Origin of the sequence: Caulobacter rhizosphaerae, assembly GCF_010977555.1 — a bacterium.
GTDB classification, from domain to species: domain Bacteria; phylum Pseudomonadota; class Alphaproteobacteria; order Caulobacterales; family Caulobacteraceae; genus Caulobacter; species Caulobacter rhizosphaerae.
The window spans coordinates 2007966-2026843 of record NZ_CP048815.1 but is presented as its reverse complement, the minus strand read 5'-3'; the positions used below and the strand labels follow the sequence as shown (position 1 = coordinate 2026843).

Here is an 18878-nt window from a genome sequence, read left to right as displayed (position 1 = left end):
GGGCTGTCTAGCGGAGGTGCTGAGCGCCGAACGTTGTCAGCAGGGTCAGGGCGCGCGCCTCGTCCAGGCCATCGGGCGTAAAGGCGGTCAACCCGACCTTGTTCAGGACGCTGCGGTCGGCGGCGACGATCTGATGCTGGGCCATGTTCCAGTCGCGGAACATCCGGCGCTCGACGGCGCCTCGCGAGATCACCTGGACGTCGCCGTGGCGATCATCCCGTCGGATACGCTCGAAGGTCTGCTCGACCTCGCCGGCCGGTCCCTCAAGCAACTGCAGGAAACGGCCCTCGCCGGCCACCAGGAACCCGGTCACCGCCGCCATGCGGTTGTTTTGGATGGACTTGAGCAGGATGGTCCGAACCATTTCGGGCAATCCGCCACGCCCCAGCTCCTGGGCGCGACTGGCGTAGATCAGGCGCACCAGGCCTTTCGGCGCGTCGTCGAACTCCAACATGAACCCGCCCCCCCCAAAAGCCAGCACCACCATGGCGCAATGCTCGATGAGGACAAAGGTTCAGCTTAGAGCGCCGCCGCGATCTTCTCCGCCAGGCGCCTGAGCTCTTCGGCGTCGGCCATGCCCTCGCCATGCCGCCCCAGGGCCTCGCCCTCGTAGCGGGGAATGATGTGGAAATGCAGATGGAAGATCGTCTGGCCGGCGGGCGCGCCGTTGAACTGGGTCACCACCACGCCGTCGGGCTTCAGGGCCGTCGTCACGGCCTGGGTCACCTTCTGCACCGCCCCGATCAGCCGGCCCAGCGTCTTGGTCTCGGCCTCCAGCAGGTTGCGGGCCTGGCTGGTCTTGGAGATGACCAGCACATGGCCGCGCGACTGCGGGAAGACGTCCATGAAGGCCAGGACCTGGTCGTCCTCGAACACCTTCGCGGCCGGGACCTCGCCGCGGATGATCTTGGCGAAGATATTGTCGGCGTCGTAGGTTCCGTGAAGGCTCATGATCGTCTCCGGCGTGATCGGAACCGTACCTACCAAACCGAGCGGGGCGCGCAAATGACCGCGAGCCTCGCGCGCCGGGAAATGCCGGCCGAACTGGTCGACCGCGTTGGAGGACACCGCCCATGACCGAACACCTGACCGAACGCCAGAGGAAGTGGTTCGCCTCGGTGCGCGAGGGCCTGGCGCGCGACACCGGCAAGAGCCTGGGCGACTGGGTTGCGATCGCCAGAACCTGCCCCGAGACCAAGCCCCGCGCGCAGCTCGGCTGGCTCAAGGAACACCACGGCCTGGGCCAGAACCGGGCCAGCTATGTCCTGTCGGTGGCCTTCCCGTCCGAACGGGCCTGGGACAATCCCGACGAGACCCGCGCCGCCCTCTGGACCGACCCGGCTTCGCTGGCGATCCTGCAGGCGGTGGAGGCGGCGATCGCGGACTTCGACGGCTTGGTCGTGGGCCAGCGCAAGACCTACAGCGCCTGGTCGCGTGAGTTCCAGTTCGCGGCGGCCAAGCCGGTCAAGGGCGGGACCGCGGTGCTGGGTCTGGCCGTGCCGCCGGACACCTCCCCTCGCCTGTTGGAGCCGAAGACCGAAAGCTGGTCCGAACGCTTGAAGGCCAAGCTGCCGCTCAGGTCCCCGGCCGACGTGGACGGTGAGGTTCGCGCCCTGCTGAAGGCCGCTTTCGAACGATCGTGACACGCCGCCGGAACGCTCGCCTTAGCTCCTCGTTCGCTTAGGCCAACGGAGGAAGACGCATGCCCAAGGAAGCCGAGCTCGTCGCCAAGTTCTGGAAATCGCTGAAGTCCGACCGCACCGCCATGGTCGGCCTGGCCGGGGTCGAGGGCGGCCGCGCCCAGCCGCTGACCGCGCTGGTCGAGGACGACGACGGCGGCCCGATCTGGTTCTTCACCTCGTCCGACAGCGACCTGGTGGCTGAACTCGCCAGCCAGAAGGATGCGGTGCTGCACTTCGCGTCCAAAGGCCATGACCTGTTCGCCTCGGTGGAAGGCGGCCTGTCCGTGCACGACGACCGCGCCACGATCGATCGTCTGTGGAATCCCTTCGTCGCCGCCTGGTTCGAGGGCAAGGCCGACCCCAAGATCCGCCTGCTCCGCTTCGACGCCGGCGACGCCCAGATCTGGCTCAACGAGAACAGCCTGTTCGCGGGCCTGAAGATGCTGCTCGGGCGCGACCCCAAGAAGGACTACGAGGACAAGGTGGCCGAGACCCGGCTGGGCTAAGGCGCCTGACGGAAGGGCGAAAACTCCTCGGTCAGCACCGCCATCTCGGCGTCGACCGCCTCGCGCTCGCGCTCCAGGTAGCGCGCCACCGGCTCGCGGAGGGCCGGGTCGGCGATCCAGTGGGCCGAATAGACCGGGCTGGGCAAGTAGCCGCGGGCGATCTTGTGCTGCCCCTGGGCCCCGGCCTCGACGCGCGGCAGGCCCAGGCGGATCCCGTGCTCGATGGCCTGGTAGTAGCAGAGCTCGAAATGCAGGAACGGCACGTCCTCGGTGCAGCCCCAGTGGCGGCCGTACAGGCAGTCGCCGCCGATCAGGTTCAGGGCCCCGGCGATCCAGGGACCGCCCGGCCGGCGGGCCAGGATCAGCAGCACCTTGTCGGCCATCCGCTGGCCCAGCAGCGAATAGAAGGCCCGGTTCAGATAGGGCCGGCCCCACTTGCGGCCGCCGGTGTCCATGTAGAAGCCGAAGAAGGCGTCCCAGTGCTCTTCGGTCAACGCCTCGCCGGTCAGGGCCACGATCTCCAGCCCAGCCTGGGCGTCGCGGCGCTCGCGGCGGATGGTCTTGCGGCGATTGGACGACAGCGAGGTCAGGAAATCCTCGAAGGTCGCATAGCCCCGGTTGAACCAGTGGTACTGCTGGTCCTGGCGGCGCAGCATCCCGCGCTGGCCCATCCACGTCCATTCGTCGGCTGTCGGGAAGGTCACGTGCAGGGACGAGGCATTAAGGCGGTCGCAAAGCGTGAGCGCGCCGCCCAGCAGAGCCGAGCGGCCGTCGTCGACGTCGATGTCCGGCCGCACGATCAGTCGTGGCCCGGTCACGGGCGAGAACGGCGCCGAACACTGGAGCTTGGGATAATAACGCCCGCCTGCCCGCTCATAGGCGTCGGCCCAGCTGTGGTCGAAGACGTATTCGCCCTGGCTGTGAGACTTCAGGTATAGCGGCATGACCGCCGCCACCCGGCCGGCCTCGTCCTCGACCGACAGGTGATGCGGCGCCCAGCCGGTGCGTTCGACCGCGCAGCCGCTCTCTTCCAATGCGTCCAGAAAGTCGAAGCTGACGAAGGGATCGCCGTGCGGGGCGGCGCAGGCGTCCCAGGCGTCGCGGCCGATCTCGGCGATACGCCGGTGGACGCGCACCTCCGCCTTGACGCCTGTCACGCGGCGAAGCCCTCGAAGATCAGGTTGTCGCAATGGTCGCGGACGCCGTCCCATTGCTCGGCCGAACGCACCGTCCAGGCGATAACCGGCATGCCCTTGGCGCGCAGCTGGTCGGCGCGGGCGCTGGGCAGCATGTCCAGCCCCAGGGCCAGGAAGTCCGGCCGAGCGATCTCGATCTGCTCGAGATTGGCCAGGGACTTGCGCAGCTCCGGCGCCAGCTTGCGGGCGCTCTCGTCGGCCCAGCCATAGCTGTCCAGGCCGCGCAGGATCTGCGGCTGGTGCTCGGCGAACCAGGCGTGGGAATAGGGATTGAAGCCGATCACCGCGGTTGGGCCGTTGTGGTCCAGCAGGATCTCGCTGACCTGCTTCTCCAGCTCGCCGACCTCGCCGAACGGGGTCTTCAGCTCGATATAGACCATGGCCCGATGGCCGATCAGGGTCAGAGCGTCGGCCAGGGTGGGGATAGTCTCGTCCGTACCCGACAGCTTCAACTCGCCAAGGTCGGCGGCGGTGTGATCGCGCAGACGCCCCGGCACGCCCGTCAGGCGCTCCAGGTGATCGTCGTGGAAGACCACCACGTGGTTGTCGGCGGTCAGCTGGACGTCCAACTCGATCGCATAGTCGTGGGCGCAGGCGGCCTGGAAGGCGGCCAGGGAGTTTTCGGGCGCACCATCCGGCGACCACAGCCCACGATGCGCCACCGCCGGTTCGAACAGGCGCTCCCACGCCTCGCCAAACGCTTCGGTCGCGGGGCGGGGCCGCGCGCGCATCAGGCCACCTCGACCACGGCGTCGACCTCGACCGAGAAGCCCAGCGGCAGCTTGTAGACGCCGACGGCCGAGCGCGCGTGGCGGCCGGCGTCGCCGAACACCTCGACCATCAGGTCCGAGCAGCCGTTGATCACCTTGGGGATGTCGATGAAGTCCTGGCTGACCTGGACGAAGCCGCCCAGCTTGACCACGCGCTTGACCCGGTCCAGGTCGCCGACGGCCGCCTTCATCTGGGCCAGCAGGTTGATGCCGCACAGCCGCGCGCCCTGTTGGGCGGTCTCCAGGTCGACGTCCGTCCCGACCGTGCCCTTCAGGCCGCCATTGGCGTCGAGCGAGATCTGGCCTGAGATGTGGATCAGGTTCCCCGTCGCGACGAACGGCACATAGTTGGCGACCGGCGCGACCGGTTGCGGCAGCACGATGCCCAGTTCCGCCAGACGCTGTTCGACCTTCGACATCACGCACTCCAATGACTTGGACGCATGCTTAGCGCGGCGGGATGCCAGGACAAGAAAAAAGGCCCGAACCGTTGCCGGCTCGGGCCTTCAAACTGTTCTCGGCTCTGGAAGGAGCCGGTCGCCTTTAGCGGGCGGCTTGCAGCTTTTCGACGGTCGCGGTGACGCGCTCGTTCAGCGGCTTCACCGAGTCCTTGATCGAGGCCGAAACGATCTCCGAGGCCTTGCTGACCTGGGCGATGTAGGCTTCCAGGGCCGACTTGGCCCAGGCGGTCTGCAGCTCGACGGCTTCCTGGACGCTCTTGGCGGCGGCCAGCGACTTGGCGGCGGCGACCTGGTCCTCGGCGGCCTTCTTCGAATAGGCGAAGGTCTGGGCGCCCAGGGCTTCGGCGCCCTTGGTGGCGGCGGTCACCGAGGCGACGACGGCTTCCAGGTTCTTCTTCGAATGAGTGTTGGCCTCGGCCAGAGCGGCCAGAGACTTCTCGACGCCGTCCTTGAACGCTTGGTTCGAGGCGGTGCTGAACTGTTCGACGGTGTTCTTCAGGGTTTCAGCGGCGGCCATGGGGGAGACTCCTGGCAGAGGGGGCGGGGCACGACGATGGAGAAGCGGGTCCAGGCCATGCGTTGGGACAACACCGGTGTCTCATGTTGCACCGCAGCAGTCAAGAAAATTGTGCAGCGCACCATAAACCGACGGACACATTCGCTCGCCTTGGGCGCGAGACCGAAGCTTCGCCGCAACGCCTTGAAATTATCCATCTCTGCGGCGAAATCGCTCACCACTTGTTTACCTTAGCGAAAGGCCACGACGCGCATGCTAATGTCACGCGTGTGGCGGTGCGGAACCGCTCAGTTCAAATGACGGACGCATTCGCCATGTTCGCCAAGTTTATCCCGGTCCGCTCCGTTCTTGCCGCTCTCGGTGTGGCCGGCGCCATGCTGAGCGGCCTGGCCGCCCCGGTCTCCGCCTCGGCTCAGATCCCGTATCTGCAGATGAACAGCGCCGAGCCGAAGTACGCGGCCATCGTCATCGACGCCAATTCAGGCGAGATGCTCTATGACAAAAGGGCCGACAGCCCGCGCTACCCGGCGTCGGTCACCAAGATCATGACGCTGTACCTCACCTTCGAGGCGCTCAGCGAAGGCCGGCTGAAGCTGACCGACCGCGTGCCCTTCTCATCGCACGCCGCCGCCCAGACGCCGACCAAGCTGGGCCTGCAGCCCGGCGACAGCATCAGCGTCGACGAGGCGATCCGCGCCATGACGGTGAAGTCGGCCAACGACGCCGCCGTGGCCATGGCCGAGCGACTCGGCGGCAGCGAGTCGCGGTTCGCCGCCCTGATGACTCTGCGCGGCCAAGAACTGGGCATGCGCAACAGCCGCTTCGTCAACGCCTCGGGCCTGCCCGACAGCCGGCAGATCTCGACCGCCCGCGACCTGGCCATCCTGTCGCGCGCCACGATGCGCGACTTCCCGCAGTACTATTCCTACTTCAGCATCAAGGGCTTCGAGTTCCGCGGCCGCTATATCCCGGGCCACAACCGCCTGCTGACCAACATGCAGGGCTTCGACGGCCTGAAGACCGGCTACACCAACGCCTCGGGTTACAACCTCGCCGGCTCGGCCGTGCGCGACGGCCGCCGCCTGATCGCGGTGGTCCTGGGCGGGTCGTCCACCGCCTGGCGCGACAACAACATGGAAGACCTGCTGACCACCGGCTTCGACGTGCTCAAGCGCCGCTCGCACGGCGAGCGCACGACCATCGCCGCCAACCTGTACGAAGATGAGCCGACCGGCCCGATCATGCGTCCCTCCACCGAGGAAGGCGACGGCGACCAGGCCGGGCTGAAGATCGTGCTGACCGACAATCCCCGTCCTCCCGCCGCCCTGAAGGTCTCGCCGACCCTGAAGGCGGCCCAGGCCAAGCCCGCGCCGAAGAAGGCAAAGGGCGAATGGGCCGTGCAGGTCGGGGCCTTCAAGTCCAAGAGCCTGGCCAACGAGCAGCTGGCGCTGGTCCGCTCGCGCTTCTCGAAGTTCGTGGCCGACGCCGAGGGCGCGGTCGAAGGGGCCGCCAGCAGCACCTTCCGCGCCCAGTTCCAGGGCCTGACCGCCGACGCGGCTCGCGGCGCCTGCCGCGCGATCAGCGCCAAGCGCCAGCCCTGCATGGTCCTGGCCCCGCGGTAAGCGCCCTACTTTCCGTCCAGCAACCGGTCCCGCGCGGCGTTGAGCTGCGCGGCCAAGCCAGCCGTGCCGCCCTTGTCCGGGTGGGCCATGCGGATCAGGCGCGAATAGGCGGCCTGGATTTCGGCCTTGGACGCCTGCGGCCCGACACCAAGAATCGCCCTCGCCTCGGCCAGGCTTGGCCCGCCCTCGGTCCTCCGGGCCTTGGAGACCGCCGGGCGCTGGCGGGCGGTCGTGGCGCTCCAGGCGCCGATCACCAGCAGCACGATGCAGACCGGCCACTCGCTGCGCACGCCGGCATAGGCCGCGCCCGCGAAGGCCAGCAGCGCCGTTACGCCCGCGCCGATCCGCCAGCCGTCGCCCTTCAAGACGCGGGTGGCGCGGCCCGACAGGACGAACAGCAGGATCGCGCCGCCCAGCAGCAGATAAAACATGAAGCGTGAATCCCGGCGCCGGCCCTTGCGTTACTGGGCGGCGAGCAGAGTTTCCCCGGAATAGGCCGAAAGGCCAAGGGCGTGCATCAGGGCCCGCAGTTCCTGGCGGGCGGCCAGGTGCTGCAGCGACACCGGCACCGGGCGCACTTGAGGCGACAGGTCGGCGATGGTCAGGCCGAACGGGAACAGCTCGCGATAGATGACCCGGTCGCGCAGGCCGGGGCCCATGCGGAAGCCGACCCGCTTGGACAGGGCCGTCAGCCGGTCCTCGACGCGCTTGCGGTTTCGAGCCTCGGTGGTGGCCAGGCGGTTGCGCAGCACCACCCAGTCCAAGGCCTGGCGCTGGCCCGACAGGGCGCGGGCCTTGCGGGCCTCCCAGACGGTCAGCGAATAGAGGCTGGGCTTCTGCAGCTCCATCGTCACCGGATCGACGTGGCCCAGCATGTCGAAGTCGACGAAGCTGTCGTTCATCGGGGTGACGATCAGGTCGGCCAGGCCGTGGGCCATCCGCGAGATGGCCGTATCGCCGCCGGGGGTGTCGATCAGCACGAAGTCAGCGGCCTCGCGCGCGGCGACGAAGGCGGCCTCGAACTTGGCCACCTGGTCGGCTTCCGGCGCGGCGGCCAGGGCGACGTCGTCGTCGCTGAGCCGGAACGGCAGCGGCTCGGGCAGGGTCACGCCGTTGCCGGCCACCCAGGCCTTGCGGTTCTCGAAGAACCGCATCGAGGTGCATTGGCGCAGGTCGAGATCCAGCAGCGCGATCTTGGCGCCGCCATAGAGCAGCGCCGTGGCGAGATGGACGGCGATGGTGGACTTGCCCGCCCCGCCCTTCTCGTTGCCGACGACGATGACACGCGTTTCGGCCATGCCTTCTTTCCTTCTTTTCGCCCGACTCGGCGACTCTCAATGAAAGATTAACATGCAGGAGACGCCCTGAGAGGACGCCACGTCAATCCCGGGGTCGCTTCCCTGTGGACCCATTGTCGCAGGTGGACGCCTGGGCGTGCGTCCGTCATAAGCCAACGCCTGTTCGAGGCAGGAGTTCGCCGTGGCGAAATCGACGCTGAAAATCGTCCGCACCGTCGCCGACCTGCGCGCCCAGGTCGCCGCCTGGAAGGCCGCCGGCGAGCGCGTGGCGCTGATCCCGACCATGGGCGCCCTGCACGAGGGCCACCTGTCGCTGATCCAGCTCGGCCAAGTCCAGGCGCGGCGCACCGTGGCCAGCGTCTTCGTCAACCCCAAGCAGTTCGCCCCGCACGAGGACTTCGACTCCTATCCACGCGGCGAGGCCCGCGACGCCGAGCTGCTGGCCGAGGTCGGTTGCGACCTGATGTTCGCGCCGGACGTGTCGGAAATGTACGCCCCTGGGTTCTCGACCACGGTCAACCTGACCGGCGTCTCCGAGCCGCTGGAGGGCGCGGCCCGTCCGCAGTTCTTCGGCGGGGTGGCCACGGTCGTGACCAAGCTGCTGCTGCAATCCCAGGCTGACGTCGCCATCTTCGGCGAGAAGGACTACCAGCAACTCCAGGTCATCAGGCGGGTGGTCCGGGACCTGGACATCCCGGTCGAGATCGTCGGCGCCCCCACCGCGCGAGCCGAGGACGGCCTGGCCCTGTCCTCGCGCAACGCCTATCTCAGCGCTCAAGAGCGCGCCGCCGCCGTCGCGCTGCCGAATGCGATCAAGACCGCCGCCGAGGCCGTCGCCGCGGGCGGACGGATCGACGAAGCCGAGGAAACCGCCAAGACCGCCATCCTCGCCGCCGGCTTCCGCCAGGTGGACTATGTCGATATCCGCGAGGCGAGCGACCTGTCGCGCCTGGGTCCGGGCCCGATCGGCGGGGCCGACGGCCGCATCCTGGTGGCGGCCTGGCTGGGCAGAACCCGGCTGATCGACAACATGGCGGTCTAGCTCAAGAACCCGCTCATCCCGGCGAATGCCGGGACCCAGATCCTATGGCGTTGCGCCTGATGGGATGAACTCAGAGCTAGAGGAACCCACCTCCCAGCTATCCCATCTGGGTCCCGGCATTCGCCGGGATGAGCGGATTATGGGGTGATCACCACGCCCCAAGCTCCCGCAACTGGCGCGCCAGGTCGGCCGGCATTTCGGCCGCCTCGGCTTCGGTCAGGTCCGGCGGGATGTCCTCGTGCTTGAGGTAGCGCCAGCCCTGGAAGGGGCGGCGGGGCGTGGGCGCGACGCGGACGATGGTCGGATCGACCGTCACCTCGCAGCGCGAGGCCTGGCCCTCGCCCACCGTGTCGATCTTCAGGATCGTCTGGCGGCACAGGATCTGGCCCTTCATCACGCGATAGAGCGAGCCGCCGTCCAGCACCTCGTCGACACGCTTGGGCGTCATGCGGGTGTGCATGATCCACGGGCGGTCGGCCTCGGCGTGCCAGGCGACGAGTTCGTCGATGTTGTCGCAGCCGACGACCAGCTTGATGATGTGCAGGGGCATGGCGGCTACTTAGGCGACCGGCTCCAGCTTCGCCAGCACCACGCCTTCGCTGACCTGGCCGCCGGTGACGGCCGACAGCTCGGCGACCACGCCGTCGAACGGCGCGGCCAGGGCGTGCTCCATCTTCATGGCCTCCAGGGTCAGCAGGGTCTGGCCCTTGACCACCGCCTGGCCGGCCTCGACGGCCACCGAGACGATCTTGCCCGGCATCGGCGACAGGATCGCGCCGTCCGAGGCCGCCGCATGAGCGCCGCCGGCCTGGTAGGTGAAGTCGAACTCGCGGACGTCGCCGCCTTCGAACACGTACAGCGGATCGCCGCCGAACGCCGAGGGCAGCACGTCCACATCGTCCAGCGGCCGGCCCTCCTCGACCGTGATGTCCCACGACCAGTCGTCGCCGGTTCCCCCCGCCAGAGCCACGCGCAGCGGCATGGCCTTGCCGTCCACGGTGAGCGGCAGCGTCATCGCCGCCCGGGGCGCGTTCATCCGGAAGCCCAGCAGACGCGATGGCGCGCTGGCCCAGACGTCGGCCCTGGGCTGGTCGGCCTCCATGAACGCCTCCAGCCGCTGGCCGATCGCCGCCAAGGTCGGAGCGTCGGAAAACTCGCGCCGGGTCAGGTCCTCCAGCCGCGCCTCGATGAAGCCCGTGTCCACCGCCCCGCCGACGAAGTCGGGGTCGCTGGCGCAGCGGGCCAGGAAGGCGGCGTTGGTCTTGACCGGCCAGACCTCGACCAGGCGGCAGGCCTCGGCCAGGCGGGCGGCGGCGTCCTCGCGATCGACGCCGTGGGCGATCAGCTTGGCGATCATCGGGTCGTAGAACGGGGTCACCTCGCCGCCCTCCTCCACCGCGCTGTCCACCCGCACGTCGCCCTCGGGCAGGCGGAAATGGATCAGGGGACCGGTCGAGGGCAGGAAGCCCGTGGCCGGGTTCTCGGCGTAAAGCCGCGCCTCCATGGCCCAACCGTCGATCTCGATCTCGTCCTGGGCCAGCGGCAGGGGCTCGCCCGAGGCGACCAGCAGCTGCCACTCGACCAGGTCCTGACCGGTGATCATCTCGGTGACCGGATGCTCGACCTGCAGCCGGGTGTTCATCTCCATGAACCAGATGCGGTCGGCGCGCAGGCCCTCGCTGGCGTCGGCGATGAACTCCACCGTGCCCGCCCCGACATAGCCCACCGCCTGGGCGGCCTTGACCGCCGCCCCGCAGACGGCGGCGCGGGTCGCCTCGTCCATGCCGGGGGCCGGAGCCTCCTCGATGACCTTCTGGTGGCGGCGCTGCAGCGAGCAGTCGCGCTCGAACAGGTGGACGACATTGCCGTGGCTGTCGCCGAACACCTGCACCTCGATATGGCGCGGACGGGTGACGTATTTCTCCAGCAACACCCGGTCGTCGCCGAAGCTGGCCGAGGCCTCGCGCTGGCACGAGGCCAGCAGGGCGGCGAAGTCCTCCGCCCGGTCGACCTTGCGCATGCCCTTGCCGCCACCGCCGGCCACGGCCTTGATCAGCACCGGGAAGCCGATCTGGGCCGCCTCGGCCGCCAGGCGTTCGACCGACTGGTCCTCGCCCAGATAGCCGGGGGTGGTCGGCACGCCCGCCGCGATCATTACCTTCTTGGCCGCGTCCTTCAGGCCCATGGCGCGGATGGCCGAGGGCGGCGGGCCGATCCAGACCAGGCCCGCGTCGATCACCGCCTGGGCGAAGTCGGCGTTCTCGGACAGGAAGCCGTAGCCCGGGTGGATCGCCTCGGCGCCGGTCTGGCGGGCGGCGGCCAGGATCTTCTCGGGGACCAGGTAGCTCTCGCGGGCCGGGGCCGGACCGATCAGGATGGCGACATCGGCCTCCATCACGAACGGCGCCTGCGCGTCCGCCTCGGAATAGACCGCGATTGTCCGCACACCCAGCTCGCGGGCGGTGCGGATGATCCGACGGGCGATTTCGCCGCGATTGGCGATGAGGACAGACGAGATCAAGACGATATTCCTAGATCTGGGCCAGAGCCAGAAGCGCCAGGCCGACGAGCAGGAGGGAGAAGGAAAACACGGTGGCCCACCAGACGATCAGCGTCTTGAGCGCCGCACCCACGATGCTGGACCCGTAGGCGCCCCGCAGCGTCTGGAACAGGTTCACGGGCGTCCAGAGCACCAGGAGCCCGAACCACCAGGTCTTGGCGGCGTCGGGTAGGACCAGGCCCAGGGCGTTGGTGAGGAACGCGAAGGACAGCAGGTTCATCGCCACCAGCAGGTGGTCGTAGATGAAGAACTTGGGCTTGTTGCGATAGACCAGGGCCAGGGCCAGGCCGACGATCGGCAGCAGCAACACCGCCATGCGGTGGCCCCAGGTGAACAGCACCAACACGTAGAATTCGGGGTTCTCTCGAGCCTTGGCGATGCTTTCCTTTAGCCAGCCGCCGCTCCAGCGGAGAGCCTTGGACGGATCGTGCCCCTTGGCCGCGGCTTCCTTGAGCGCGGCTTGAGCCTCGGGCGGCATGGCGCCGGTCTCGACGTTGCCGTCGTCGTGGATCGTCACCGCCGGGACCTCGCCGTTCAGCGACAGGTTCCGAATCCGCGCCGCGTCGGCCTTGCGGGCCTCCTCAGGGGTCAGTCCCACGCCTTCGGGCAGCTTGCCGGCGGCGATCTGGTCGGCCTTGGCGACGGCTTCGGCGTAGTCGGTCTGGGCCTTGGCCACGCCTTCCTGATAGTCGGCGCGCGCCTTGGCGGCGGCGCGTTCATAGCGCTCCAGGACCTTGGCCCGCTCCTCGTCGGGGTCTTTCAGCTCCTCGTCGCGATCCTTGGCGGTCTCGGCCAGGATCGCGTCACGATCCGTCGCCGCTTCCTTCAGGCTGGCGTCGCGGTCCTTGAGGGCTTCGGCGCGCAGGCGGGCGGCCTCGGCGGCCCGCCCTTGCGGCGTGGCCAGGGCCTCGGCGCGCTTGTGGGCCTCTTCCTCGGCGTGGTGCTGGGCCGAATGGATCGCGTGCTCGGCCGCGAAGATGAACAGCAGCAGGGCCACCAGGAAGGTGCGGAACGGCGGCACGTGCCGCACGATCCGGCCTTCCATGTAGTCCTTGGCCAGGCCGCCCGGTTTCAGGAACAGGGCCGGCAGGGTCAGGGCCAGGCGGCCGTCGAGGTGGAACATCCCCTCGATCGCCTCCCAGATCAGGTGGCCGATCGAGCGATGGTGGGTGTCGGCGTTCTGGCCGCAGGCGTGGCAGTAAGGGCCTTCAAGCGTGGTCTGGCAGTTGGCGCACGGCTTTCCGACGCCTTCGAAGGCGTGCTTCCTGCGTCGCTTGAAGAACTCGCTGAACGAGTCCGCCGCCGCCGCTTCCATTTCGCCCGTCATATGGCCCCCTGCTCGACTCTAGATGGTCCAGCCGGGTTTACGGCGTTCGAGGAACGCGCGCACGCCTTCTTGGCCTTCGTCGGACACGCGGCGGCGGGCGATGCGTCTTGCCGTCTCGTCGAGCAGGCCGCGGTCGATCTTCTGGCCGACGAAGTCGTTGACCAGGGCCTTGGCGTCGCCGATGGCGCCGGGGGCGCACAGCGCGACCTCCTCGACCAGGGCGTCCTGGGCGGCGACCAGCCCGGCCGCGTCGTCGAACACCTCGTCGACCAGACCGTAGCTCCAGGCCTGGTCGGCGTCGAACACCCGGCCGGTGGCGAACAGCAACTTGGCGGTGCGCGGGCCCAGGGCGGCGATCACATAGGGGCTGATGGTGGCGGGGGTCAGGCCCAGCTTGACCTCCGAGAAGGCGAACTTGGCGTCGGCCGTGGCCAGGGCATGGTCGCAGGCGGCGACCAGGCCGGCGCCGCCGCCGAAGGCCGGGCCCTCGACCAGGGCCACGGTCAGGGCCGGGATGTCGTGCAGGGCCTTGAGCATATGGGCCAGGCCGAGCGCGTCGTCGCGGTTGTCGTCCTCGCTCCAGTCCGCGGCGGCCTTCATCCACTCCAGGTCGGCGCCAGCGCTGAACGCCCCGCCCACCCCGCGCAGGAAGACGATCCGCACGCCTTCCGCTCCATGCAGGGTCTCGAACGCCTGGTGCAGGGCCGCGATGGTCGCCGCGTCGAAGGCGTTCTTCCTGGCCGGACGGTTGATCCAGACGGTGACCGCGCCCTCCGGCGTGGAGTCCAGGTGGACGAGCGGGGTCATGGCGTCGGTGTCGGGAACCTCGACGATCGGGTCGGCGATGGGGTTGGTCATGGCTTCCACTTTCTTGGTCCGCCCTCGTCCTTCGACAGGCTCAGGATGAGGGCTACTCCGACATTTGAATTCCTCATCCTGAGCTTGTCGAAGGACGAGGGCCGCCATTGATCACATCCGGAAGACGCCGAACGTCGTCTCCGGGATCGGAGCGTTCAGCGAAGCCGAGATCGCCAGGCCCAGCACGTCACGGGTCTGGGCCGGGTCGATGATGCCGTCGTCCCACAGCCGGGCGGTGGCGTGGTAGGGGTCGCCCTCGGCCTCGTAGCGGGCGCGGATCGGGGCCTTGAAGGCCTCCTCGTCCTCGGCCGCCCAGGTCTCGCCCTTGGCCTCCATCCCGTCGCGCTTGATCGTCGACAGCACGCTGGCCGCCTGCTCACCGCCCATCACGCTGATGCGGCTGTTGGGCCAGGTGAACAGGAAGCGCGGGCTGTAGGCGCGGCCGCACATGCCGTAGTTGCCGGCCCCGAAGCTGCCGCCGATCAGCACCGTGAACTTCGGAACCTCGGCCGAAGCGACCGCGGTGACCAGCTTGGCGCCGTCCTTGGCGATGCCGCCGGCCTCGTACTTGCCGCCGACCATGAAGCCCGAGATGTTCTGCAGGAAGACCAGCGGGATCTTGCGCTTGCAAGCCAGCTCGATGAAGTGCGCGCCCTTCACGGCGCTTTCGCTGAACAGCACGCCGTTGTTGGCCAGGATGGCCACGGACTGGCCCCAGATGCGGGCGAAGCCGCAGACCAGGGTCGTGCCGTACAGCGCCTTGAACTCGTCGAACGCGCTGCCGTCCACGATGCGGGCGATCACCTCGCGCACGTCGTAGGGCGCGCGCACGTCGGTGGGCACGACGCCGTACAGGTCCTCGGCGTCGAACAGCGGCGGCTTGGCGTCGCGGATCTCGGTCTCGACCCGTTTGGTGGTGTTGAGGTTGGCGACGATCGAGCGGACGATCTCCAGCGCATGCTCGTCGTCATTGGCCACGTGGTCGACGACGCCCGAACGGCGGCCGTGGGTGTCGGCCCCGCCCAGTTCCTCGGCGCTGATCACCTCGCCGGTGGCGGCCTTCACCAGCGGCGGGCCGGCCAGGAAGATGGTGCCCTGGTCGCGGACGATCACCGTCTCGTCGCTCATGGCCGGCACATAGGCGCCGCCGGCGGTGCACGAGCCCATGACGCAGGCGATCTGGGCGATGCCCGCCGCGCTCATCCGGGCCTGGTTGAAGAAGATCCGACCGAAATGGTCGCGGTCGGGGAACACCTCGGCCTGGTGCGGCAGGTTCGCCCCGCCGCTATCCACCAGATAGACGCACGGCAGGCGGTTCTGCTGGGCGATTTCCTGGGCCCGCAGGTGCTTCTTCACCGTCATCGGGAAATAGGCCCCGCCCTTCACCGTGGCGTCATTGGCGACGATCATCACCTCGCGGCCCGACACCCGACCTATGCCGGTGATGATGCCCGCGCCGGGCGCCTCGCCGTTATAGAGGTCGCAGGCGGCCAGCTGGCCGATCTCCAGGAACGGCGAGCCGGGGTCCAGCAGGCGCTCGACCCGCTGGCGCGGCAGCAGCTTGCCGCGCGACGTGTGGCGCGTCCGGGCGCTCTCGGGACCGCCCAGGGCCGCCTGCGCGACCCTTTCGCGCAGGGTCTCCACGAGGGCGCGGTTGTGCGCGGCGTTTTTGGCGAAGGTCTCGCCGTTCTTGTCGATACCCGTGTTCATCTTCGGCATTATCGAGGCATAGCCTTTTCCGTTTCCCACCGAAAGCCGCAGTTTTTGACCTTCGTTGGCCAAGGTCCGCGGTTCAAGTTAGCGTCCACCCGTGGTCACCCTGCCCGACTTCATGGCCGACACGGCCCTCGCCCGGCTCTTCGCGCAAGAACACCGCGAAGGCGACGCCGCCTGGTTCTCGCTACCGGGCGGCGCGACACTGTACGCGCCCGGCGAGGCGGCGGACTATCTCTACTTCCTGCGCACCGGTCGGTTGGGCGCTTTCCGCCGGGAGGAAGGCCAGGAGCCGCAGTTCCTGGGGGTGATCCGCCCTGGCGAACCGGCCGGCGAGATGGCGATGATCGCCGGCTCGGCCCATTCGGCCAACCTGGTGGCGCTGCGCGATTCGGAAGTCCTGGCCCTGCCCCGCGCCGCCTTCTTCGAGGCCGTCGAGCGCGATCCGGACGTGATGATCGAACTGTCGCGGCTGATGATCCGCCGGGCCCGCAACGCCGGCGCCCACGCCTCGATCGGCGACCCATCGGTGTTCGGCTTCATCGCTGTCGAACCCGGCAAGGCGATCCGGTCGATCGTCGAGCGCATCGCCCACGCCATCGCGGCCCTGGGCTACTCCGTCACCGTCGAGGGGGCGGCCTCGCTGCTGGCCCCGACCGAATGGTTCAGCACGGTCGAGCGCCAGCACGACTTCGTGCTGTATGTCGCCGAGGCCGACGAGACCGCCTGGAAACATGTCGTCGGCCGGCAGGTGGACCGGTTGTTCCGCGTCGGCCTGGGCGATCGCAAGCCGCCCGCCGTGATCCCGACCTACGCGTCCGGCCCGCTGCAGGACCAGCGGCTGGTCGACCTGATCCTGCTGCAGCCGGCCAAGGTCACCCACCCCAAGGGCTCGGGCGAATGGCTGAACGCCACCCAGGCCGCGCGGCTTTTCCATGTGCGCGAGAACGGCATGGCCGACGTGCAGCGCCTGGCGCGGGTGCTGACCGGCCAGTCGGTGGGCCTGGTGCTGTCGGGCGGCGGCGCACGGGCCTACGCCCATATCGGCGCCATCCAGGCCCTGCGCGAGCGCGGCGTGCCGATCGACTTCGTGGGCGGCGCCTCGATGGGCGCGGTCGTCGCCGCGGGCCTGGCCATGGGCTGGGACGACGGCGAGATGGAAACCCGCATCCGCAAGGCCTTCGTCGACACCAGCCCGCTGGACGACATCGCCTTTCCCCTGGTGGCCATGACCCAGGGCCTGAAGGTCAAGGCGCGGCTGGCCGAGCATTTCGACGACATCGAGATCGCCGACCTTTGGCTGCCGTTCTTCTGCGTGTCTTCGAACCTGACGTCGGGCGCATACCACCTGCACCGCCAGGGCGTGCTGCGCGAGGCGCTGCGGGCCTCGATCTCGCTGCCCGGCGTGCTGCCGCCGGTGGCCGACGGCAATTCGGTGCTGGTCGACGGGGCGGTGATGAAGAACTTCCCGGCCGACGTGATGCGCGCCTTCCAGCTTGGACCGATCGTCGGGGTGGACGTCACCCGCGGCCGCAGCATCACCGCCGACGACGTCGACCGCCCGACCTCGCTGTGGCGGTGGCTGTGGTCGGGCGAGTGGCGCAAGGGTCCGCCGATCGTGGCGCTGCTGATGCGGGCCGCCACCGTTTCGACGGGCCGTGACCTGGCGGCCAGCCGCGAGGCCTCGGACGTGCTGATCACCCCCAAGCTCAACGAGGTCGATATCCGCGACTGGAAGGCCTTCGAGCCCGCGGTCGCCGCGGGACGCGCGGCCGCGGCCCTGGCCCTGGACAGCCTGGGCAAGCCGGTGACTGAACTGCGCCGCCGCTCCAGCCTGGCCGACCTGGCCCGGGCCGAGGTCAATAGCGGCGGGCGATCACGAACAGCCGGCTGAACGGAAACAGCGTGACCCCGTCGTCACGGCGCGGATAGTCGACCGCCAGCCGCTCGCGCCAGGCCGCCAGGAACGCCGCCTGCTCGTCGGGATCGGCCAGGGCCTCCAGATACGGCCGCAGGCTGGTCCCCGAGGTCCAGTCGACGATCGGGTCATCGCCGCCGAGGGCATGGACATAGGTCGTCACCCAGACGTCGAGATCCTGGCTCAGCGGCGACAGCCAGTCGTGGTAGGGGCGCGGGTCGACGCCGGAGCGCACGCGCTCGACATCGGCCAGCCGCCCGGCCCAGGGCCCGTCCAGGGCCGTCTCGCGCAGGCTGCGCCGCCAGCCGTCGTCGGCCACCACCGGGATCTGGCAGGCCAGGACCCCGCCCGGCGCCAGCAGGCTCATCAGGCGGGGGAACAGCGTCTCGTGGCCGTCCACCCACTGCAGGGCGGCGTTGGTGAAGATCAGGTCGGGCGGGACCTGGGGCGCGAAGGTCGCGATGTCGCCCAGCACCCAGTCGATGTCGGCCCGCATGGCCCGGCCTCGCGCCAGCATCTCCGGGCTGGAGTCCAGGCCGTGCACCCGGGCGCCGGCATGGCGGCTGGCCAGCAGGGCCGCGTGCTCTCCCGTCCCGCAGCCCAGGTCCCAGATCTCGCGTGGCTGCAGGTCGCGGGGGATCTGCAGCATCAGGTCCAGCGCCGGGCGGTCGCGATAGGCCTTGTAGCGCTGGTAGACGTCGGGATCCCAGACCGGCATGCGGCCCTCCGTGAAAGAACTGCGACAATCGGTCCGTCCATTTGGCCCGATCCGTCGCTTTTGTCGCATGGGGGAAGCGGCGCCGAGCGCCTATTCTTTGGTCAAGGCGTGGAAATTCAAGGCGCCGCAGGATGGAAACAAACGTGAAGCGCCCCGCCGCCACCGCTGTCGCCCTCGCCGCCGACCCTTCGGCCGTGACCCTGTATCGCCTGGGCCTGCTAGGCGTGAACCTTGGTCTTTGGACCCTCATCGTCGTGATCGTGCGGGCCCTCTAGCCTGATCCGACGATGCGGCCCCGGGTCGCGCATGCCCCCCTTGCGCGACCCGGACTGCCCCTCTTCTCGCCTCCGCTTGCCCTTCAAAGAAGCCTTCGCGAGCCGCGACGTCCGGTCGCGACATTGCCCCCTTTGCAGGATGGCCGATCGGCGCCCATATTCGTCTTGTGTTGTTCAACAACTGAAAGGAGGTGACCAGTGTCTCATTGTCTCCAACCGCGGTCGCAAGTCGTGACCTGGGGCCTGAAGATCGAGGTCTCCAACTGAAGGCGTTGAACGCCTAAGGTTTGAAGTCACGCCGCGACGCGGCTACGACGATGGAGGGCCGTCCCGAGCGATCGGGGCGGCCCTTACATTTTACTGCTCCCCCTCTGGGGAGCTGTCGCGAAGCGACTGAGGGGGAGCGATCGGGCGA

The 18878-nt window shown here is 68.8% G+C and carries 20 protein-coding genes and 1 pseudogene; 7 read left to right on the top strand and 14 right to left on the bottom strand.

From position 1 onward, the window contains the following. Nucleotides 1-7: 7 nt before the first annotated feature. Nucleotides 8-454 (bottom strand): BLUF domain-containing protein, encoded by a 447-nt coding sequence (locus tag G3M57_RS09750; protein ID WP_163230190.1) that lies wholly within the window; start codon nucleotides 452-454, stop codon nucleotides 8-10. A 65-nt stretch (nucleotides 455-519) separates the two neighbouring features. Beyond that, complete coding sequence (locus tag G3M57_RS09745) at nucleotides 520-951, bottom strand: HIT family protein (RefSeq protein ID WP_163230188.1); 432 nt, start codon at nucleotides 949-951, stop codon at nucleotides 520-522. 122 nt (nucleotides 952-1073) lie between these two features. On the opposite strand from G3M57_RS09745, the gene G3M57_RS09740 reads away from it, so the two are divergent. Then, nucleotides 1074-1643 carry a DUF5655 domain-containing protein gene (locus G3M57_RS09740; protein ID WP_163230187.1) on the top strand — a complete coding sequence of 190 codons (570 nt, stop codon included), beginning with the start codon at nucleotides 1074-1076 and terminating at the stop codon, nucleotides 1641-1643. 59 nt (nucleotides 1644-1702) lie between these two features. Next, the gene (locus G3M57_RS09735; RefSeq protein ID WP_056752798.1) at nucleotides 1703-2188 is read left to right on the top strand and encodes a pyridoxamine 5'-phosphate oxidase family protein; all 486 of its coding nucleotides are present in this window, start codon (nucleotides 1703-1705) and stop codon (nucleotides 2186-2188) included. Here the strand turns inward: G3M57_RS09735 and G3M57_RS09730 are convergent. From G3M57_RS09730 to G3M57_RS09715, 4 genes are all read right to left on the bottom strand, one after another. Next, the gene (locus G3M57_RS09730; RefSeq protein ID WP_230983932.1) at nucleotides 2185-3345 is read right to left on the bottom strand and encodes a GNAT family N-acetyltransferase; all 1161 of its coding nucleotides are present in this window, start codon (nucleotides 3343-3345) and stop codon (nucleotides 2185-2187) included. The genes G3M57_RS09735 and G3M57_RS09730 overlap by 4 nt on opposite strands. After that, complete coding sequence (locus tag G3M57_RS09725; protein ID WP_163230183.1) at nucleotides 3342-4115, bottom strand: glycerophosphodiester phosphodiesterase; 774 nt, start codon at nucleotides 4113-4115, stop codon at nucleotides 3342-3344. Before G3M57_RS09725 ends, G3M57_RS09730 begins: the two co-directional genes overlap by 4 nt. Next, entirely contained in the window at nucleotides 4115-4573 is a 459-nt protein-coding gene (locus G3M57_RS09720; RefSeq protein ID WP_056752788.1) for a RidA family protein, read from the bottom strand. Before G3M57_RS09720 ends, G3M57_RS09725 begins: the two co-directional genes overlap by 1 nt. Nucleotides 4574-4697: 124 nt before the next feature. Beyond that, nucleotides 4698-5132 carry a phasin family protein gene (locus G3M57_RS09715; RefSeq protein WP_028040708.1) on the bottom strand — a complete coding sequence of 145 codons (435 nt, stop codon included), beginning with the start codon at nucleotides 5130-5132 and terminating at the stop codon, nucleotides 4698-4700. Between the two features lie 314 nt (nucleotides 5133-5446). On the opposite strand from G3M57_RS09715, the gene G3M57_RS09710 reads away from it, so the two are divergent. Continuing rightward, on the top strand, nucleotides 5447-6754 hold the full coding sequence (locus G3M57_RS09710) for a D-alanyl-D-alanine carboxypeptidase family protein (protein WP_056752889.1): 1308 nt from the start codon (nucleotides 5447-5449) through the stop codon (nucleotides 6752-6754). 5 nt (nucleotides 6755-6759) lie between these two features. Here the strand turns inward: G3M57_RS09710 and G3M57_RS09705 are convergent, their stop codons facing one another. Further along, nucleotides 6760-7185 carry a J domain-containing protein gene (locus tag G3M57_RS09705; protein ID WP_163230181.1) on the bottom strand — a complete coding sequence of 142 codons (426 nt, stop codon included), beginning with the start codon at nucleotides 7183-7185 and terminating at the stop codon, nucleotides 6760-6762. Nucleotides 7186-7215: 30 nt separating this feature from the next. Then, a complete protein-coding gene (gene mipZ / locus G3M57_RS09700) occupies nucleotides 7216-8052 on the bottom strand; it encodes a division plane-positioning ATPase MipZ (RefSeq protein ID WP_056752781.1) in 837 nt (278 codons plus the stop codon). 196 nt (nucleotides 8053-8248) lie between these two features. Between mipZ and panC the strand changes: the two genes are divergently transcribed. Next, nucleotides 8249-9094 (top strand): pantoate--beta-alanine ligase, encoded by an 846-nt coding sequence (gene panC, locus G3M57_RS09695; protein ID WP_373287731.1) that lies wholly within the window; start codon nucleotides 8249-8251, stop codon nucleotides 9092-9094. Nucleotides 9095-9242: 148 nt separating this feature from the next. Here panC and G3M57_RS09690 read toward each other — a convergent pair whose 3' ends face one another. From G3M57_RS09690 to G3M57_RS09670, 5 genes are all read right to left on the bottom strand, one after another. Continuing rightward, complete coding sequence (locus G3M57_RS09690) at nucleotides 9243-9644, bottom strand: DUF1489 family protein (protein WP_163230177.1); 402 nt, start codon at nucleotides 9642-9644, stop codon at nucleotides 9243-9245. A 9-nt stretch (nucleotides 9645-9653) separates the two neighbouring features. Then, a complete protein-coding gene (locus tag G3M57_RS09685; RefSeq protein ID WP_163230175.1) occupies nucleotides 9654-11615 on the bottom strand; it encodes an acetyl/propionyl/methylcrotonyl-CoA carboxylase subunit alpha in 1962 nt (653 codons plus the stop codon). A 10-nt stretch (nucleotides 11616-11625) separates the two neighbouring features. After that, nucleotides 11626-12981 (bottom strand): DUF3667 domain-containing protein, encoded by a 1356-nt coding sequence (locus G3M57_RS09680; RefSeq protein WP_163230173.1) that lies wholly within the window; start codon nucleotides 12979-12981, stop codon nucleotides 11626-11628. Nucleotides 12982-12999: 18 nt separating this feature from the next. Next, a complete protein-coding gene (locus tag G3M57_RS09675) occupies nucleotides 13000-13839 on the bottom strand; it encodes an enoyl-CoA hydratase-related protein (RefSeq protein WP_056752768.1) in 840 nt (279 codons plus the stop codon). 111 nt (nucleotides 13840-13950) lie between these two features. Next, entirely contained in the window at nucleotides 13951-15558 is a 1608-nt protein-coding gene (locus tag G3M57_RS09670) for a carboxyl transferase domain-containing protein (protein ID WP_163230171.1), read from the bottom strand. A gap of 112 nt (nucleotides 15559-15670) precedes the next feature. On the opposite strand from G3M57_RS09670, the gene G3M57_RS09665 reads away from it, so the two are divergent. Continuing rightward, on the top strand, nucleotides 15671-17446 hold the full coding sequence (locus G3M57_RS09665; protein ID WP_163233686.1) for a patatin-like phospholipase family protein: 1776 nt from the start codon (nucleotides 15671-15673) through the stop codon (nucleotides 17444-17446). Here the strand turns inward: G3M57_RS09665 and G3M57_RS09660 are convergent. Next, a complete protein-coding gene (locus tag G3M57_RS09660; protein WP_163230169.1) occupies nucleotides 17412-18188 on the bottom strand; it encodes a methyltransferase domain-containing protein in 777 nt (258 codons plus the stop codon). The genes G3M57_RS09665 and G3M57_RS09660 overlap by 35 nt on opposite strands. A 143-nt stretch (nucleotides 18189-18331) precedes the next feature. Here G3M57_RS09660 and G3M57_RS27735 point away from each other — a divergent pair, with 143 nt between their 5' ends. Both G3M57_RS27735 and G3M57_RS27940 read left to right on the top strand, forming a co-directional pair. After that, the gene (locus tag G3M57_RS27735) at nucleotides 18332-18463 is read left to right on the top strand and encodes a hypothetical protein (RefSeq protein ID WP_255355500.1); all 132 of its coding nucleotides are present in this window, start codon (nucleotides 18332-18334) and stop codon (nucleotides 18461-18463) included. A 181-nt stretch (nucleotides 18464-18644) separates the two neighbouring features. Next, nucleotides 18645-18730, top strand: a pseudogene (locus tag G3M57_RS27940) (hypothetical protein). The last annotated feature ends 148 nt before the right edge of the window (nucleotides 18731-18878 follow it).

Coding starts and splice junctions, on each gene's coding strand:
- G3M57_RS09690 (WP_163230177.1), bottom strand. CDS start 9,644: ATGCCCCTGCACATCATCAAGCTGGTCGTCGGCTGCGACAACATCGAC.
- G3M57_RS09735 (WP_056752798.1), top strand. CDS start 1,703: ATGCCCAAGGAAGCCGAGCTCGTCGCCAAGTTCTGGAAATCGCTGAAG.
- G3M57_RS09750 (WP_163230190.1), bottom strand. CDS start 454: ATGTTGGAGTTCGACGACGCGCCGAAAGGCCTGGTGCGCCTGATCTAC.
- G3M57_RS09665 (WP_163233686.1), top strand. CDS start 15,671: ATGGCCGACACGGCCCTCGCCCGGCTCTTCGCGCAAGAACACCGCGAA.
- G3M57_RS09720 (WP_056752788.1), bottom strand. CDS start 4,573: ATGTCGAAGGTCGAACAGCGTCTGGCGGAACTGGGCATCGTGCTGCCG.
- G3M57_RS09740 (WP_163230187.1), top strand. CDS start 1,074: ATGACCGAACACCTGACCGAACGCCAGAGGAAGTGGTTCGCCTCGGTG.
- G3M57_RS09670 (WP_163230171.1), bottom strand. CDS start 15,558: ATGCCGAAGATGAACACGGGTATCGACAAGAACGGCGAGACCTTCGCC.
- G3M57_RS09725 (WP_163230183.1), bottom strand. CDS start 4,115: ATGCGCGCGCGGCCCCGCCCCGCGACCGAAGCGTTTGGCGAGGCGTGG.
- G3M57_RS09715 (WP_028040708.1), bottom strand. CDS start 5,132: ATGGCCGCCGCTGAAACCCTGAAGAACACCGTCGAACAGTTCAGCACC.
- mipZ (WP_056752781.1), bottom strand. CDS start 8,052: ATGGCCGAAACGCGTGTCATCGTCGTCGGCAACGAGAAGGGCGGGGCG.
- G3M57_RS09660 (WP_163230169.1), bottom strand. CDS start 18,188: ATGCCGGTCTGGGATCCCGACGTCTACCAGCGCTACAAGGCCTATCGC.
- G3M57_RS09680 (WP_163230173.1), bottom strand. CDS start 12,981: ATGACGGGCGAAATGGAAGCGGCGGCGGCGGACTCGTTCAGCGAGTTC.
- G3M57_RS09705 (WP_163230181.1), bottom strand. CDS start 7,185: ATGTTTTATCTGCTGCTGGGCGGCGCGATCCTGCTGTTCGTCCTGTCG.
- G3M57_RS09710 (WP_056752889.1), top strand. CDS start 5,447: ATGTTCGCCAAGTTTATCCCGGTCCGCTCCGTTCTTGCCGCTCTCGGT.
- G3M57_RS09745 (WP_163230188.1), bottom strand. CDS start 951: ATGAGCCTTCACGGAACCTACGACGCCGACAATATCTTCGCCAAGATC.
- G3M57_RS09675 (WP_056752768.1), bottom strand. CDS start 13,839: ATGACCAACCCCATCGCCGACCCGATCGTCGAGGTTCCCGACACCGAC.